Here is a 14,522-nt window from a genome sequence, read left to right on the forward strand (position 1 = left end):
CCGCGACGGCGCGGCGTCCGACTTGACGCGGGCCTGCGCCGGCATAAATTCGCCTCATGCGAAGCACTGCCTTTGTCCTCCTGTTCTGCCTCGGCCTTGTCACCGCGGGCTGCGACAACAAGCCCAAGCCCGGCGTGCCGGTGCCCAAGGCGCTGGCGGCGGGTGCCGTTGCCGCGTTGCAGCACTGACGTTCGGGCACTGACCCTCGTCGCGAGCGTGATGGCGAGCTTGCTGGCTACTCCAGCGTCATGTGCGACGCGGTGACGATCTGCGCCATGCGCGCGCGTTCTTCCACCAGGAATTTCTCGAACGCCGCGCGCGCCAGCAGCATGGGCTGCGCGCCGCCGCGCTCGGTGGTCGCGATCAGGTCGGCGTCTTCCTTGTAGGCACGCACGGTCACGTCCGCGATGCGGTCGAGCACGGCCGCCGGCGTGCCCTTGGGCGCGAAGATGCCGCCCCAGTGCTGCATGAGGATGGTCGGAAAACCTTGCTCCACCGTGGTCGGCACCTGCTTCATGGGGCCGGTGCGTTCGCGCGCGGTGAGCGCCAGCGCGTGCAACCTGCCCGACTGCACGAACGCGGAGACACCGATGGGCGCTTCGGACGCCAGGTCGACCTCGCCGCCGACGATGGCGTTCACCGTCTGCGAGCCGCTCTTGTAGTGCACCAGCGTCACCGGCACGCCGAGCGCGGCTTCCACCATTTCCGCCACGAAGTGCCCCGTGCTGCCGCTGCCCGCGGTGCCGAAGTTCAGCCGCCCCTTCGTGCGCGCCCAGGCCTGCAGCTCCTTCAGGTTCCTGGCCGGCACGCTCGCGTTGGTGACCAGCACCGAAGGCGCGCTGCTGGTGCCCACCACGGGCACCAGGTCGGTCTCGGCATAGGGCATCTTCGGGCGCAGCAGCGCATTGGCGATGGCGCCGTTGCCGGCCGACAGCCAGGTGTAGCCGTCGGGCGCGGCCTTGGCCACGTACTCGCTGCCGATGATGCCGCCGGCGCCGGGCCGGTTGTCCACGATGAGGCTCTGGTTCAACCGCTTGCCCAGCGCCTGCGCCATCGCACGCACGTTGGTGTCCCCGGGGCCACCGGCGGAAAACGGCAGCACCAGCCGGATGGGCTTGGCCGCGGGCCAGGGGTCTTGCGCGCGGGCGGGCAGGGCGGTGGCGCCGGCGAGCGCGAGCAGGCCCAGCGAGAAGGCGCGGCGGTCGAGCGATGTGAATGCGGGTGCGAACGCGGATGCGCGGGTTGATGGGTGCGCTGATGTGTGCGTCATGGTGTCTTGTCTCCTTCGTTCGTTGCGAGGTCGGCGTCAGTCGAAGGCCGCGGCCACGGGCGGCGCCAGCAGCGCGAGCAGCTCGCGCACGTCGGGCAGGTCCTCGATGCCGCGCACCATGTCCTCGATGGCTTGCTGCCGGCCGCGCTCGATCAATCCGTCGGTCAGCGTGCGGTACTTGGCCGCGACCTCGTCGCTGTCTTGCGGCGACTCGATGGCGCGCGAGGTGTCGCGGTCGACCTGGATGCGCTGCCCGTCGGTGAACGTGACCACCAGCCGCACGCGCCCGCGCTTGAGCGGCCCGCCCGCGTCGAACTCGGGCTGGTGCCGCACCTCGATGCGCGGAATCAGCGCCCACACGTCGTCGGCGTCGATGCGCGCGGGCGCGAACTGCTTCACCATCGCTTCGCCGTCGAGCACCGCCACGGCCAGCGCGTAGCCGATGTTCATCTGCGCGCCGATGGGCGTCAGCGGCCGCTCGGGCACCCACCAGCCGTGGTGGTACACCGCGTGGCTCACCTCGACCTCGATGCGCGCGATTTCGCCGGGCACCAGCTTGCGCTGCGCGCCCGCGTCGAAGAGCGCATCGAGCGGCGAATGGATGCCGCCCATGGCCGCGTAGGGCTTGATGACGATGCGCTCCACCTCCCAGCGCTCGCCCAGCGCCTCGGTGATCTTCGAGGCGTCGGGGTCGTGGCCCTCGCCGAAGGTGGAAAGAAAGCCGCCGTACTCGCGCTCGAACACCCGCTTGATGCCCGTGTAGCCGCCTTCGGCCAGCACCGCCGCGTAGAGCCCGTTGCGCGCCGAGAAGCCGTGGTGCATGCGCTTGCACATGGCCTCGTACTGCGCGGCCATGAGCCCGGCCGACTGCGTGCCCGCGAGGCCCAGCGCGTCTTCGAAGCGCGCCGGGTCCAGCCCCAGCAGCTTGCCGACCGCCGCGGCCGCCGCGTGCGTGCCGAACACCGAGCCCGAGTGCCAGCCGCGCGACAGCATCTGCGCGCCGTGCAACGCCATGCCCACGCGCGGGCCGACTTCGTAGCCCGCGAGCGCGGCCTCCAGAAACTGCCGGCCGCTGACTTTCAGGTCGCCTTCCGAGGCGGCCCACAGCGCGGGCAGCACGATCGACGCGCTGTGCAGCGGGCCCAGCGGGTGGTAGTCGTCCAGCTCGAAGCCCTGGATGAAGGTGCCGTTGAGCAGCGCCGCGCCCGGTGCGCTGGTGCGCGCCCCCCAGCCGACGATGGTGCGGTCGCCGCGGCCTTCGAACTTCTGCACGATCTGCGCCGCCGTGCGCGACCACGGCAGCTGCGCGCCCACGATGGCGCAGGCAATGCCGTCGAGCGTGAGCGCCTTGGCGCGTTCGCGTGCGGAGGCGGGCGCGGTGTCGAGGCGGAAGTCGGCGAGCCAGTGGGCGAGGCGGCCGGTGGGGCCCGTGGGGTCGGTGGCGTCTGTGGCGTCTGTGGCGTTGGGGCCGTCGGCGCCGTCGGACGTGTTCGTGCCGTTCTTGGCCAGGGCCGGGGATTTGCTTTGCATGAAATGGCTCCGTTCAGTCAATCGATCTGGACATGGCCGTCCGTCACGGCCTTGCCCCACTTCGTCACTTCGGTCCGCAGGAAGGCCGCGAAGTGGGCGGACGAGTCCACCGACACCTCGGAGCCGATGGCGCGCGTGGCCTCCTGCAGTTCGGGGCTGGCCGCGGCGCGGTGGATGGCCGCGTTCAGTGCCTCCACCGTGGCCGGCGGCGTGCCGGCCGGCGCCAGAAAGCCGACCCATGAGTTCACATCGAAGCCCTTGAGGCCTTGCTCGTCCAGTGTCGGCAGCGCGGGCAACTGCGGGTTGCGCTTCAGCCCCGAGATGGCCAGCGCCTTCAGCTTGCCCGACTTGACGTGCGGCAGCACCGAGGGCACGGCGTCGAACATGAGCGACACCTGGCCGCCCATCAGGTCGTTCAGCGCCGCGGGCGAACCCTTGTAGGGAATGTGGTTGAGCCGGATGCCGGCCTGCGCCTGGAACATTTCCATCGACAGGTGCGCGGTGATGCCGTTGCCGCCCGAGCCGAAGTCGACCTTGCCGGGCCGCGCCTTGGCGTAGGCGACCAGTTCCTTCACGTCGTTCGCGGGGAATGAGGGGTTGGCCACCAGCAGCAGCGGGCCCATGCTGACCATCGACACCGGCGCGAAGTCCTTCAGCGTGTCGTAGGGCAGCTTCTTGTACAGCGTGGGGTTGATGGCCATCTGCCCCAGCGTGCCGAGCAGCAGGGTGCTGCCGTCGGGCGCGCTGCGCTTCACCTCCTGCGCGCCGAGGCTGCCGTTGGCGCCCGCGCGGTTGTCGACGTACACCGGCCGGCCCAGCTCCCTGGTGAGCGCGGCGGCGTAGTTGCGCGCGATGATGTCCACCGTCTGGCCGGCGGGGTAGCCGACCACGATGCGGAGCGGCTTGTCGGGCTTGTCAGAAAGGGCGCCCTGCGCAAAGGCCGTGGTGGTGGCAGCCGCCGCGGCCGCCGCGAGGCAGAACGCGGCGAGCGTGCGCCGCGAGAACGTCGTGTTCATGCGTGTTCCTCCACGGGCACGTAGACCTCGCCCGCCATCAGCCGGCGTGCGGTGCGTGTGAGGCCCAGCGCCGAGAAGCGGGTGTGCGCCGGGTCGCCGGATGCTTCGGCCACCACTTTCACTTCCATCACGCCCAGTGGATGGCCGATGCGCAGCGTGTCGGTGGCCGCGCGCGCCGCGCCGACGGCCTGGTGCACGGTGGAGCCCGGCACGCGCGAGGCGGCAGCCGTGCACATCGAGCCGGTGCCGGCCATGCTGTCGTGGCACTTGCCCAGGAACACGAGGCGCGCGCGCAGGTCCATGGCGGCCGCTGCCTGCGTCTGGCCGTTGACGTCCACGTAGTCGGCCGGCGGCGCGACGATCACCGCCAGCGGCAGGCCAGGCAGATGCACCTCGCGCCAGTCGGCGTACAGGCCGATGCGCTCGCCCATCTTCGACTGGATCTCGCCCAGTGTCTCGATGAGCGCGCGGTCGGCGCTGATGGCATCGGGCAGCTCGCTTCCGCTCATGCCCAGCGATGGCGCCGCGATGAACACGCACGGGTTGGCCGTGTCGCACAGCGAGACCTCGATGCGGCGGCCGTCCTCCAGCACCACCGTGTCCAGCGCCTGGCCGGTGGGCAGCAGCCGGCCGGTCTTGGCGCCCACGGTGCCCGCGTAGTCCATGAGGATCTCCGCGCCCGTGCCCGGCACGCCGGGAATGGCGCAGTCGCCGTGCACGCGGGCCTTGCCGTGCTTCACCTGCACCTTCGAGACCAGCAGCTTGCCGGTGTTGGTGTTGAAGATGCGCACGGTGGTCACGGGCTCGACCGCCTCGACCAACCCTTCGTCGATGGCGAAAGGCGCCACGGCCGAGGAGATGTTGCCGCAGTTGGCGTCGTAGCCGACGCCGTCGCGCTCCACGTCGACCTGCGCGAAGGTGTAGTCGATGTCGGCGTCGTCGCGCGCGGAGCGCTGGATGATCGCGACCTTCGAGGTCACGAGCCGCGAGCCGCCCATGCCGTCGATCTGCAGCACGTCGGGCGTGCCCATCGCACGCTTGAGCAGGCGGTCGCGCGCGGGGCCCGCGGGAGGCACGTCGCGCTCGTGGAAGAACAGTGCCTTGCTGGTGCCGCCGCGCATCAGCACGCAGCGAACGCCGACCTGTTCGGTCTCGGAAATGGAAGCCATGGTCTTGCTCCTTGGGCATGAAAGGCCGGCGGGCGCGGCGGGTGCAGCGGGTGTGCGGGTGTTCGGGGCCCGGGCCAGGAAACAGAGAGGGAAAGAGGGGGAAAAGAGAAGCGAGGAAAGCGGGCGGCTTGCCCTATTCGAGCGGATAGAGCTTCACGAGCGCCGCCATGCGCTCGCTTTCTTCGCGCACCTGTGCGGCGAAGGCGGCGGGCGTGTTCACCACCGGTTCGGCGCCGGCAGAGGCGATGGTCTTGCGCACGTCGGCGTCCTTCACCGCCTCGTGCAGCGCCGCGACGATGCCTTGGGTGACGTTGGGCGGCGTGCCCTTTGGCGCGAACAGGCCGAACCACGTCACCGACTGGAACTGCGGGTAGCCGGCCTCGGCGGTGGTCGGCACCTCGGGCAGCGCGGCGGCGCGCCTGGGGCCTTGCGTGGCCAGGATCTTCAGCGTGCCGGCCTTGTAGTGCGGCAGCGCGGCGGTGATGCCGGTGAACGCCATGTTGACGTTGTTGGCGATCATGTCCGTCACGATGGCGCCGGTGCCGCGGTAGTTCACGACGATGAGGTTGGGCAGCCCTGCCTCCGCAGCCAGCTGCTTGGCCGACACGCGCGCCAGCGATTCGCCGGTGGCCAGCGAGCAGGGCTGCGCGGCGGTCTTGCAGTACTGCACGAACTCGCCGAAGGTCTTCACCGGCAGCTTGGCGCTCACCACCACCGCCGCGGGCGACATCGACACGGCCGTCACCGGCTCCAGCCGCGCGAGCGGGTCGATGCCCTTCAGGCCCGGCGTGTACTTGGTGATGACGATGGACGGCACCTGCAGCACGAGCGTGTAGCCGTCGGGCTTGGCCTCCATCACGCGGCGCGTGCCGATGAGGCCGTCGGCGCCGGGCATGTTCTCCACGATCACGGGCTGGCCCCAGATCATTCCGAGCTGCTTGGACACCGCGCGCGCCGTGGCGTCGGTGCCGCCGCCGGCGGCGTAGGGCACGACGAGGGTCACGGGGCGGTCGGGGTGCCAGGCGGCCTGCGCGAACGCGGGCGGCGCGAGTGCGCAGAGCGCGACTGCGGCAAGTGCGCAAAGGACGGGTGGTGGCTTGTGCTTCTTGAAGCGTTCGAGGGGCATGTCGTCTCCGTTTTTTTGAATGAAATGAAAGCGGTGTCGCGCGCGTCAGGGCAGCGGCGCGACCGGGCGGCCTCGCCAGTCGCGGCGATACAGCCCGTCGCAACGCCCGCGCGCCAGCGCATGCGCGCGCAGCCAGGGCAGCAGCGTGGTCTCGCGCAGCAGGCCGCCCGGTGGCGGCGCATCGAGCGCCCAGAGCTGGAACACGTAGCGGTGCGGCCCGTGGCCGGGCAGCGGGCGCGGCCCGTCGTAGCCTTCGCGGCCGAGGCCGTTGGGTGCCAGCGTCACGCCGGCGGGGGCGTGGCCGGCGTTCAGCGCGCCTTCTGGCAGGGCATCGACCGAGCGCGGCCCCGATGCGAGCAGGTGCGTGATGGCGCGTGCCATCGGCACATCGGGGTCCTCGCACAGCAGCAGCCAGTGCGTGGCTTCGGACGGCAGCGCGTTCCATGCGAGCGCGGGCGAGCGGTTGTCGCCGACGCCTTCGCCGGCATGCCGCAGCGCCATCGCGCCGCCGTGCGCGAAGTCCGCGCTGCGCAGCGCGAGTGTGAGCGGCAGGCGCGCGAGCACCTCGTCGCTGCACGCCAGGCTCGCGTCGCCCGCGTGCCGGCCGCGCGTGAGCAGGCCGGCCCACCGAAGCACCCACGGGTGGCGGTGCAGCGAGGTGCTCGCGTTGGCCGCGGTGGCCCCGGTGGTGTTCACGCGAGCGCTCCTTGCGCCGCGGTGGGCCAGGCCCAGGGGCGGCGCACGCGGTCGGCCTGTTGCCATTCGCGAATGAGCGCGTCGTCCTTCAGCGTGAGGCCGATGTCGTCCAGGCCGTGCAGCAGCGCCTCGCGGCGCAGCGGATCGATGTCGAAGGCCGACACGCCGCCGTCGGGCGCGGTGATGGTGCGGGCGTGCAGGTCGACCGTGACCGGCGCGCCCCCCGCGCACTGCGCGGCCAGCGCCTCGACCTGCGCGAGGGGCCAGCGCACCGGCAGCACGCCGTTCTGGAAGCAGTTGTTGAAGAAGATGTCGCCGAAGCTGGGCGCGATCACGCAGCGGATGCCCAGCCCCATCAGCGCCCACACCGCGCCTTCGCGCGACGAGCCGCAGCCGAAGTTCTCCGCCGCCAGCAGCATCGGCGCGCGCTTGAAGGCCGGCTGGTTGAGCACGCACTGCGGGTCTTCGCTGCCGTCCGGCCGCAGGCGCAGGGCCTCGAATGCGTAGGGGCCGAGCTGGTCGCGCTGGAACGCGGTGAGGCGCTCGATGCGCACGATGACGTCGGTGTCGACGTTGGCGCGCATCAGCGGCGCGGCGGCGCCGGTGACGGTGGTGAAGGGGGTCATGGTCATGCCAGGGTCCTCACGTCGGTGATGCGGCCGGTGACCGCGGCGGCGGCGGCCATGGCGGGGCTCGCCAGGTGCGTGCGCGCGCCCGGTCCCTGCCGCCCGACGAAGTTGCGGTTGGAGGTGGACACGCAGCGCGCCTGCGGCGGCACCTGCTCGCCGTTGGCGGCCACGCACATGCTGCAGCCGGGCTCGCGCCACTGGAAGCCCGCGGCCTCGAACACCTCGCGCAGGCCCTCGGCCTCGGCCGCGCGCTTCACGTTCTCCGAGCCGGGCACCACCCACGCGGTCACGCCCTGCGCCACGTGCCGGCCGCGTGCCACGTCGGCGGCCGCGCGCAGGTCGGGCAGGCGCGAGTTGGCGCACGAGCCGATGAAGACCCAGTCGACCGGCGTGCCCGCGATGGCCGCGCGCGGCGCGAGGCCCATGTAGGCCAGCGCGGCCTCGATGGCGCCGCGCGCCGCGTCGTCGGGCGCATCGAGCGGGTCGGCCGGGTCGGGCACGTGGCCGTCGATGGCAATGGCGTCTTCCGGGCTGGTGCCCCAGGTGACGGTGGGCGCCACGGCGGCGGCGTCGATGGCTTCCTCGTGGTCGTACACCGCGCCGTCGTCGGACGCGAGCGACAGCCAGTGCGCGGCGGCCTCGTCGAAGGCCTTGCCGGTCGGCGCGAAGGGGCGCCCGCGCACCCAGTCGACGGTGCGCTGGTCGGGCGCGATCAGCCCGAAGCGCGCGCCGAGCTCGACCGTGAGGTTGCACAGCGTGAGCCGCGCATCGACATCGAGCGCGCGCACCGCCTCGCCCGCGAATTCGATCGCATAGCCCACGCCCGCTGCCGCGCCGAGCCGGCCGATGATGTGCAGCGCCAGGTCCTTCGCTGTAACGCCCGCGCCGAGCACGCCGTCGCAGCGGATGCGCATGCGCCGGGGCTTTTGCTGCCGCAGGGTTTGCGTGGCCAGGGCGTGCGTGCTTTCCGACGAGCCCACGCCGAAGGCCAGCGCGCCGAGGCCGCCGTTGGTGCAGGTGTGGCTGTCGCCGCAGATCACCGTGAGGCCGGGCAGCACGATGCCCAGCTCGGGCCCCATCACGTGCACGATGCCCTGGCCCGGCTGGCCGAGGTCGTAGAAGCGCACGCCCGATTTCGCGCTGAGGTCGCGCAGCGCGCCGTGCAGCCGGCCACCGAGCGGAAAGGTGCCGGGCGTGCGTCCGGGCTGGCTCGACGCGGCGTGGTCGGGCGTGGCGAAGTCCAGCTCGGGGTTGTGCAGCGGCAGGCCGCGCGCGGCCACCTCGGCCATCGCGGGCGGGCCGGAGAGGTCGTGCAGCAGGTGGCGGTCGATGTGCAGCAGCGCCCAGCCGTCGCCCAGCGTGCGCACCACGTGGGCGTCCCAGAGCTTGTCGAACAGGGTGCGGGGCATGTCAGCGGCTTTCCATCGCGGCACCGGCGTTGAAGCGAGTCCCGTCCATGGAGGCGCCCGCGTTGAAACGCGTGCGCAGGGCATCCCACTCGTCGGCACCGAAGCGGCGGAAGGTCTGCGCCACGCTAGCGTTCACGGTGGGGGCCTTGAAGGTCGCCTTGAGTTCGGCCAGCGCGGCGTCGCCCGCTTCGATGGCGGCCTTGAGCATCAGCCCCGGCAGGATCGCGAGCCGGTAGCCCATGGCTTCGGCCTCGCGCAGGTCGAACACCGGCGTGCGCCCGCCGGGCACCACGTTCAGTAGGCAGGGGCCGTGCACGCGCCGGGGCACGGCGGCGGCCTCCTCGGGTGTTTGCGTGGCCTCGACGAAGGCCAGGTCGGCGCCGGCCTGCAGCGCGGCGTTGGCGCGGTCTATGGCCTCGTCCAGGCCCCGCATGGCGCGCGCGTCGGTGCGCGCGATGACCACGAAGTCCTTGGTGCGGCGCGCCTCCACCGCGGCGCGGACCTTGGACACGAACTCCTCGCGCGACACCACCTCCTTGCCGTCGAGGTGGCCGCAGCGCTTGGGCGAGACCTGGTCCTCGATGTGGATGGCGGCCACGCCGCGCGCCTCGTACTCGCGCACGGTGCGCGTCACGTTCAGCTCGTTGCCGTAGCCGGTGTCGGCATCGGCGATGAGCGGAATGGCGACCGAGCGCGCCATGACCGCTGCGTTGTCGACCATCTCGCTCATCGTCAACAGGCCGAAATCAGGGAAGCCGCGCGCGGCCGAGGTGCCGGCGCCGGTCATGTACACGGCGGCGAAGCCCGCCTGCTCGATCAGGCGCGCGCCGATGGCGTCGTAGGCGCCGGGGGCGATGACCATGCCGGGCGCGTCGAGCAGCTGGCGAAGCGTGGGCCGTGGGATGGGCGTGGAGGCGGGCGTGGAGCTGGGCATGGAGGTCGGCGTCGAGGTGGGGTTCATGGCGTGGCCTTGTCCGGTGGCGTTTGAGTTGATGTGTTTATATTCTAAATACAACTGGCGGAAATCCGCAAGCACGCCCGCTCTCGGTGTTCGGTCGGCGTTCGGCCGGCGCCCGGGTGTCTTGCTATGCTCGACCTTCGCTTTTCCTTCTGTCATGGCACGTCCTCCCGCATCTGCTCCCTCGCTCGAACGCGGTCCCGGTACCTCGCTGCACCGGCAGCTCTTCGTCGTGCTGCGCGACGAAATCACGCGCGGCGTGTACGCCTCCGGCGCACTGCCGAAGGAAGAAGCGCTGGGCGAGCGCTTCGGCGTGTCGCGCATCACGGTGCGCCGCGCGCTGGCCGACCTGGCGTCGCTGGGGCTTGTCGAACGGCGCCACGGCCTGGGCACCTTCGTGCGCGCCGACCTGCCGCAGGTGCGCGCGCGGCCCAGCCTCGGCCTGATCGACGGGCTGCGCAAGGCGGCGCTGGAAACCGATGTCGAGGTGCTCGAGGTGGCGCAGTCGGTGCCGCCGCCCGACGTGGCCGCGCTGCTGCAGCTGGCGCCTGAAGAAAAAGCCGTGCATGCGCTGCGCCTGCGCAGCATCGACGGCGTGCCGGTCATGCTGACCGATGCCTGGGTGCCCGCGCAGCTCGGCAAGCGCGTGTCGGCCACTGCGTTGCGCAAGCACGCGCTCTACGAAATATTGCTCGCGCAGGGCGTGAAGTTCGGCCGCGTGGTGCAGGAGATCACGGCCGAGGTGGCCGACCCGGCGCGCGCGCGGCTGCTGCAGGTGGAAACCGGCGCGCCGCTGCTGAAGATGGTGCGCCTGCTGCACGACCTGGACGCCCAGCCGGTGCAGCACCTCACCGTGTCGCTGACGGCGGAACGCAGCCGCATCCTGATGGACATCGCCGGCGCGACCATCAACACGCTCACCGCGGGGCAGGTGGTGCACGACGTGCATCCGCCGCCTTCTTCACCTTCTTCACCTTCTTCATCCCGGCGCCGCACCTGACGCCCTGGTCCGAAAAGAAGAAAAAAGAGAGACAACAACAATGAACCGCGCGGAGACAACGCCTGCACCCTCTCTCCACCAGCCGGACTCGCGCTACGCGATGCTGCGCCTGGCCCTCACGCTGCTGATCATGACGGTCGGCAGCAGCGGCATGTACGTGGTGTCGGTGATGCTGCCTGCGGTGCAGGCCGAGTTCGGCGTGGCGCGCGCCGATGCCTCGCTGCCCTACACGCTGCTGATGCTGGGCTTCGGCTTCGGCGGCGTGCTCATGGGCAAGCTGGCCGACCGCGTCGGCGTGATGTGGCCGCTGCTGATGGGCTCGGTGTTCCTGGGCGTGGGCTATGTCGCCACGGGGCTGTCGGGCGGCATCGTGTCGTTCACCATTGCGCAGGCGCTGCTGGTGGGGCTGCTCGGCAGCTCGGTGGCCTTCGCGCCGCTGGTGGCCGACACCTCGCTGTGGTTCGTCAAGCGGCGCGGCATCGCGGTGGCGGTGTGCGCCAGCGGCAACTACCTGGCCGGCGCGGTGTGGCCGCCCATTGCGCAGCACTTCGTGGAAACGGTGGGCTGGCGCCAGACCTACATCGGCATGGGCATCTTCTGCGGCGTGACGATGGCGCTGCTGGCGCTGTTGTTTCGCGCACGGCCGCCGGCGGTGGCCGAGGCCGTGCCCGCGAACGCAGCCGGCGCTGGCGCGGCACGCGACCTGGCGCGGCCCTTCGGGCTGAACCCGGGCACGGCGCAGGGCCTGCTGTGCGTGGCCGGCGTGGCCTGCTGCGTGGCCATGGCGATGCCGCAGGTGCACATCGTGGCGTACTGCGGCGACCTGGGCTACGGCCCGGCGCAGGGCGCGCTGATGCTGTCGCTGATGCTGGGCTTCGGCATCGTGAGCCGGCTGGTGTCGGGCGCCATCTGCGACCGCATCGGCGGGCTGCGCACGCTGATGCTCGGCGGCATGCTGCAGTGCGTGGCGCTGCTGCTGTTCCTGCCGTTCGACGGGCTGGTGTCGCTCTACGTGATCTCGGCGCTGTTCGGGTTGTTCCAGGGCGGCATCGTGCCCTCTTACGCGATCATCATCCGCGAGCACTTTCCGCCGAAGGAGGCGGGTGCGCGCGTGGGCACGGTGCTGATGTTCACGCTGTTCGGCATGGCGCTGGGCGGGTGGATGTCGGGCAAGGTGTTCGACGTCACGGGCAGCTACCACGCGGCCTTTGTCAACGGCATTGCGTGGAACCTGCTCAACATGAGCATCGTGGCCTTCCTGCTGTTCAGGACGCTTCGGCGACCAGGCGGCCGAGTGTCTGCATCGCCTGTTCGCTGAGCGCGTCCCACGCGTGGCCGTAGTTCAGCCGCAGGCAGTGAGTGAAGGCGCGCGTGGCCGAGAAGATGGGCCCCGGCGCCACGCTGATGCCGAGCTCGAGCGCCTTGCGGTGGATGTCCAGCGCGTTCACGTGTGACGGCAGCTCCACCCACAGGAAATACCCGCCCAGCGGCCGCGTGGCCCGCGTGCCCGCCGGAAAGTAATGGCCCACGGCCTGCGCGAAGGTGGCCTGCTGCAGCGCCAGCGTCTGGCGCAGCTTGCGCAGGTGCTTGTCGAGCCCGCCCTTTTCCAGGTAGCCGGCCAGCGCCAGCTGCGCCGGTGCCGAGGTGCTGAGCGTGGTCGTGAGCTTCTGGCGCGCCACCTGCCGCGCGAAGCGCCCGGCCGAGGCCCAGCCGATGCGGTAGCCCGGCGCCAGGCACTTGGAGAACGACGCGCAGTGCAGCACCAGCCCCTGCGTGTCGAAGGCCTTGGCCGGCGCAGGGCGGCGCTCGCCGAAGTAGAGCTCGGCGTACACGTCGTCTTCGATCAGCGGGAGCCGGTGGCTGGCCAGCAGGGCCACCAGCGCCTTCTTCTTGGCATCGGGCATCAGGCTGCCCAGCGGGTTCTGGAAGGTGGTCATGAGCCAGCAGGCGCTGGGCTTGTGCGCGGCGATGGCCAGCTCCAGCGCGCCCAGGTCGATGCCCTCGCCGGGGTGCGTGGGCACCTCGATGGCGCGCAGCCCCATGCGCTGCAGCGCCTGCAGCGCGGCATAGAAGGTGGGCGACTCGACGATCACCGCGTCCCCCGGCCGCGTCACGGCCGCCAGGCAGAGGTTGAGCGCCTCGAGCGCGCCGTTGGTCACCACGATCTCGTCGGCCGCCACCGGCATGCCGTCGCCCAGGTAGCGCAGCGCGATCTGCCGGCGCAGCGCGGCGCTGCCGGGCGTGAGGTCGTCCACCGTGCTCCACGGGTCCAGCGACTTGGCGCTGGCCGCCATGAACTGCCCCAGCCGCGCCAGCGGAAACAGCAGCGGGCTCGGAAACGCCGAGCCGAAGGGCACCACCTTGCGCGACATGCTGGCCTCGAGGATGTCGAACACCTGGTCGCTCACGTCGAGCGAGAGCGGGCCGTCGGCGGGGCGCGAGGTGTGGGTGGATTCGGGCGGCGCGTCGCGCAGGCCGCCGCCGCTCACGTAGTAGCCCGAGCGGTCGCGCGCGCGCACCAGCCCGCGCGCCTCCAGCAAGTAGTACGCCTGGAACACGGTGGAGGCGCTCACGCCGCGGCTGGCGCCGGTGTGGCGCACCGAGGGCAGGCGGTCGCCGGTCTTCAGCGTGCCGTTGCGGATGGAGGCCTCGATGTCGGCGGCCAGGGCTTCATATCGCTTCATGGTGGGGTGCCCGTCATTCGGCAGCACTTTATCTGCGCCGGTCAATTGAGGGGAATCTGCATCTGTTTTTTTGCCGCCGCCTGGGCCACACTGGGCCCATGTCGAATCTCATGCGCGCGCTGCGTGCCGTTCTCTGGAGTTTCATCGGCCTGGGCGGGCGCCGCGCCGACGCCGACAAGCGCACCGCGCAGGTCGGCATCCTGCCGCTGATCGCCGTGGCGCTGGTGGTGGTGCTGCTGCTGATCGCGGGGCTCATCGCGCTGGCGCGCTTCGCCGCCGGCACATGAAGCGCGGCCTGCGCTTTCTCGGGCGTTTTCTCGGGGGGGTTGTCGCGCGCTTTTTCGGGCTCGGGCTGCTGCTCGCCCTGCAGGGCATGGCGGGCGCCGTCGCGGCCACCACCGTTCCCGACACCATCGAGCAGCGCGTGGCCGCCTGCATCGCCTGCCACGGCCGCGAGGGCGCGACCACCAACGCGGGCTACTTTCCGCGCCTGGCGGGCAAGCCGGCGGGCTACCTGTTCAACCAGCTCGTGAGCTTCAGGGACGGGCGCCGTTTCAACACCGACATGGCGTACATGGTGCAGCACATGTCCGACGACTATCTGCGCGAGATTGCCGACTACTTCGCCGGGCTCGACCTGCCGTACCCGCCCGTCTCGTCCACGAGCGACGCCACGCCCGAGGTGCTCGCGCGCGGCCGCATGCTGGCGCTGCAGGGCGACGCCGAGCGCCGGCTGCCGGCGTGCGTGCAATGCCACGGCGCGGCGCTCACCGGCGTGCAGCCCGCCACGCCGGGGCTGCTGGGCCTGCCGCGGCTGTACCTCGCGTCGCAGCTGGGCGCGTGGCTCACCAACGAGCGGCATGCGCAGGCGCCCGACTGCATGGCCGAGGTCGGCCGGCGCATGTGGACCTCCGACGTGAACGCCGTGGCCAGCTGGCTCGCCACGCAGCCCGTGCCGGCCAACGCCAAGCCGGCGGCCTCGCTGCCCGCGCCGATGCCGATCGCCTGCGGCGGGGTGCCCAAGTGACGGAGCCG

The 14,522-nt window shown here is 71.4% G+C and carries 15 protein-coding genes; 5 read left to right on the top strand and 10 right to left on the bottom strand.

Translation table 11 applies throughout. From position 1 onward, the window contains the following. The first annotated feature begins 56 nt into the window (after positions 1-56). A complete protein-coding gene (locus tag AB6807_RS16975; RefSeq protein ID WP_371085478.1) occupies positions 57-188 on the top strand; it encodes a hypothetical protein in 132 nt (43 codons plus the stop codon). Positions 189-235: 47 nt separating this feature from the next. Here the strand turns inward: AB6807_RS16975 and AB6807_RS16980 are convergent, their stop codons facing one another. The 9 genes from AB6807_RS16980 to AB6807_RS17020 all read right to left on the bottom strand — a co-directional run bounded on the left by AB6807_RS16980 (position 236) and on the right by AB6807_RS17020 (position 9,806). Then, the gene (locus AB6807_RS16980) at positions 236-1,270 is read right to left on the bottom strand and encodes a tripartite tricarboxylate transporter substrate binding protein (RefSeq protein ID WP_371085479.1); all 1,035 of its coding nucleotides are present in this window, start codon (positions 1,268-1,270) and stop codon (positions 236-238) included. Positions 1,271-1,306: 36 nt separating this feature from the next. After that, positions 1,307-2,800, bottom strand: a complete 1,494-nt coding sequence (locus tag AB6807_RS16985; RefSeq protein ID WP_371085480.1) for an MmgE/PrpD family protein — start codon at positions 2,798-2,800, stop codon at positions 1,307-1,309. Positions 2,801-2,817: 17 nt separating this feature from the next. Continuing rightward, positions 2,818-3,816, bottom strand: a complete 999-nt coding sequence (locus AB6807_RS16990) for a tripartite tricarboxylate transporter substrate binding protein (protein WP_371085481.1) — start codon at positions 3,814-3,816, stop codon at positions 2,818-2,820. Continuing rightward, complete coding sequence (locus AB6807_RS16995) at positions 3,813-4,985, bottom strand: 2-methylaconitate cis-trans isomerase PrpF family protein (protein ID WP_371085482.1); 1,173 nt, start codon at positions 4,983-4,985, stop codon at positions 3,813-3,815. The genes AB6807_RS16990 and AB6807_RS16995 overlap by 4 nt, the downstream gene beginning before the upstream one ends. A 133-nt stretch (positions 4,986-5,118) precedes the next feature. Next, positions 5,119-6,111 carry a Bug family tripartite tricarboxylate transporter substrate binding protein gene (locus AB6807_RS17000; RefSeq protein WP_371085483.1) on the bottom strand — a complete coding sequence of 331 codons (993 nt, stop codon included), beginning with the start codon at positions 6,109-6,111 and terminating at the stop codon, positions 5,119-5,121. A gap of 45 nt (positions 6,112-6,156) precedes the next feature. Then, positions 6,157-6,807: a YbhB/YbcL family Raf kinase inhibitor-like protein gene (locus AB6807_RS17005; protein ID WP_371085484.1), complete on the bottom strand. Its 651-nt coding sequence runs from the start codon at positions 6,805-6,807 to the stop codon at positions 6,157-6,159. Next, positions 6,804-7,433, bottom strand: coding sequence for a 3-isopropylmalate dehydratase small subunit (leuD, locus tag AB6807_RS17010; protein WP_371085644.1), 630 nt, complete (start codon positions 7,431-7,433; stop codon positions 6,804-6,806). The genes AB6807_RS17005 and leuD overlap by 4 nt, the downstream gene beginning before the upstream one ends. Positions 7,434-7,435: 2 nt before the next feature. Then, the gene (gene leuC, locus AB6807_RS17015; protein WP_371085485.1) at positions 7,436-8,845 is read right to left on the bottom strand and encodes a 3-isopropylmalate dehydratase large subunit; all 1,410 of its coding nucleotides are present in this window, start codon (positions 8,843-8,845) and stop codon (positions 7,436-7,438) included. A 1-nt stretch (position 8,846) separates the two neighbouring features. Then, a complete protein-coding gene (locus AB6807_RS17020) occupies positions 8,847-9,806 on the bottom strand; it encodes an oxaloacetate decarboxylase (RefSeq protein WP_371085487.1) in 960 nt (319 codons plus the stop codon). A 154-nt stretch (positions 9,807-9,960) separates the two neighbouring features. Between AB6807_RS17020 and AB6807_RS17025 the strand changes: the two genes are divergently transcribed. Continuing rightward, the gene (locus AB6807_RS17025; protein ID WP_371085489.1) at positions 9,961-10,803 is read left to right on the top strand and encodes a GntR family transcriptional regulator; all 843 of its coding nucleotides are present in this window, start codon (positions 9,961-9,963) and stop codon (positions 10,801-10,803) included. 40 nt (positions 10,804-10,843) lie between these two features. Next, the gene (locus tag AB6807_RS17030) at positions 10,844-12,121 is read left to right on the top strand and encodes an MFS transporter (RefSeq protein ID WP_371085490.1); all 1,278 of its coding nucleotides are present in this window, start codon (positions 10,844-10,846) and stop codon (positions 12,119-12,121) included. Here AB6807_RS17030 and AB6807_RS17035 read toward each other — a convergent pair. Then, positions 12,069-13,487: a PLP-dependent aminotransferase family protein gene (locus AB6807_RS17035; RefSeq protein ID WP_371085491.1), complete on the bottom strand. Its 1,419-nt coding sequence runs from the start codon at positions 13,485-13,487 to the stop codon at positions 12,069-12,071. The two genes, AB6807_RS17030 and AB6807_RS17035, sit on opposite strands and share 53 nt — an antisense overlap. A 98-nt stretch (positions 13,488-13,585) precedes the next feature. On the opposite strand from AB6807_RS17035, the gene AB6807_RS17040 reads away from it, so the two are divergent. Further along, positions 13,586-13,774, top strand: coding sequence for a DUF2970 domain-containing protein (locus AB6807_RS17040; protein ID WP_116912293.1), 189 nt, complete (start codon positions 13,586-13,588; stop codon positions 13,772-13,774). Next, a complete protein-coding gene (locus AB6807_RS17045) occupies positions 13,771-14,514 on the top strand; it encodes a cytochrome c (protein ID WP_371085492.1) in 744 nt (247 codons plus the stop codon). The genes AB6807_RS17040 and AB6807_RS17045 overlap by 4 nt, the downstream gene beginning before the upstream one ends. Positions 14,515-14,522: the final 8 nt, after the last annotated feature.

Origin of the sequence: Variovorax sp. RCC_210 (genome assembly GCF_041355175.1) — a bacterium.
Lineage (GTDB): Bacteria > Pseudomonadota > Gammaproteobacteria > Burkholderiales > Burkholderiaceae_C > Variovorax.

What these genes read in the sequence shown, in the direction of transcription:
- AB6807_RS16995 (WP_371085482.1), bottom strand. Translation starts at nt 4,985, where the DNA reads ATGGCTTCCATTTCCGAGACCGAACAGGTCGGCGTTCGCTGCGTGCTG.
- leuC (WP_371085485.1), bottom strand. Translation starts at nt 8,845, where the DNA reads ATGCCCCGCACCCTGTTCGACAAGCTCTGGGACGCCCACGTGGTGCGC.
- AB6807_RS17000 (WP_371085483.1), bottom strand. Translation starts at nt 6,111, where the DNA reads ATGCCCCTCGAACGCTTCAAGAAGCACAAGCCACCACCCGTCCTTTGC.
- AB6807_RS17040 (WP_116912293.1), top strand. Translation starts at nt 13,586, where the DNA reads ATGTCGAATCTCATGCGCGCGCTGCGTGCCGTTCTCTGGAGTTTCATC.
- AB6807_RS17020 (WP_371085487.1), bottom strand. Translation starts at nt 9,806, where the DNA reads ATGAACCCCACCTCGACGCCGACCTCCATGCCCAGCTCCACGCCCGCC.
- AB6807_RS16985 (WP_371085480.1), bottom strand. Translation starts at nt 2,800, where the DNA reads ATGCAAAGCAAATCCCCGGCCCTGGCCAAGAACGGCACGAACACGTCC.
- AB6807_RS16975 (WP_371085478.1), top strand. Translation starts at nt 57, where the DNA reads ATGCGAAGCACTGCCTTTGTCCTCCTGTTCTGCCTCGGCCTTGTCACC.
- AB6807_RS17030 (WP_371085490.1), top strand. Translation starts at nt 10,844, where the DNA reads ATGAACCGCGCGGAGACAACGCCTGCACCCTCTCTCCACCAGCCGGAC.
- AB6807_RS17045 (WP_371085492.1), top strand. Translation starts at nt 13,771, where the DNA reads ATGAAGCGCGGCCTGCGCTTTCTCGGGCGTTTTCTCGGGGGGGTTGTC.
- leuD (WP_371085644.1), bottom strand. Translation starts at nt 7,433, where the DNA reads ATGACCCCCTTCACCACCGTCACCGGCGCCGCCGCGCCGCTGATGCGC.
- AB6807_RS17025 (WP_371085489.1), top strand. Translation starts at nt 9,961, where the DNA reads ATGGCACGTCCTCCCGCATCTGCTCCCTCGCTCGAACGCGGTCCCGGT.
- AB6807_RS16990 (WP_371085481.1), bottom strand. Translation starts at nt 3,816, where the DNA reads ATGAACACGACGTTCTCGCGGCGCACGCTCGCCGCGTTCTGCCTCGCG.
- AB6807_RS16980 (WP_371085479.1), bottom strand. Translation starts at nt 1,270, where the DNA reads ATGACGCACACATCAGCGCACCCATCAACCCGCGCATCCGCGTTCGCA.
- AB6807_RS17035 (WP_371085491.1), bottom strand. Translation starts at nt 13,487, where the DNA reads ATGAAGCGATATGAAGCCCTGGCCGCCGACATCGAGGCCTCCATCCGC.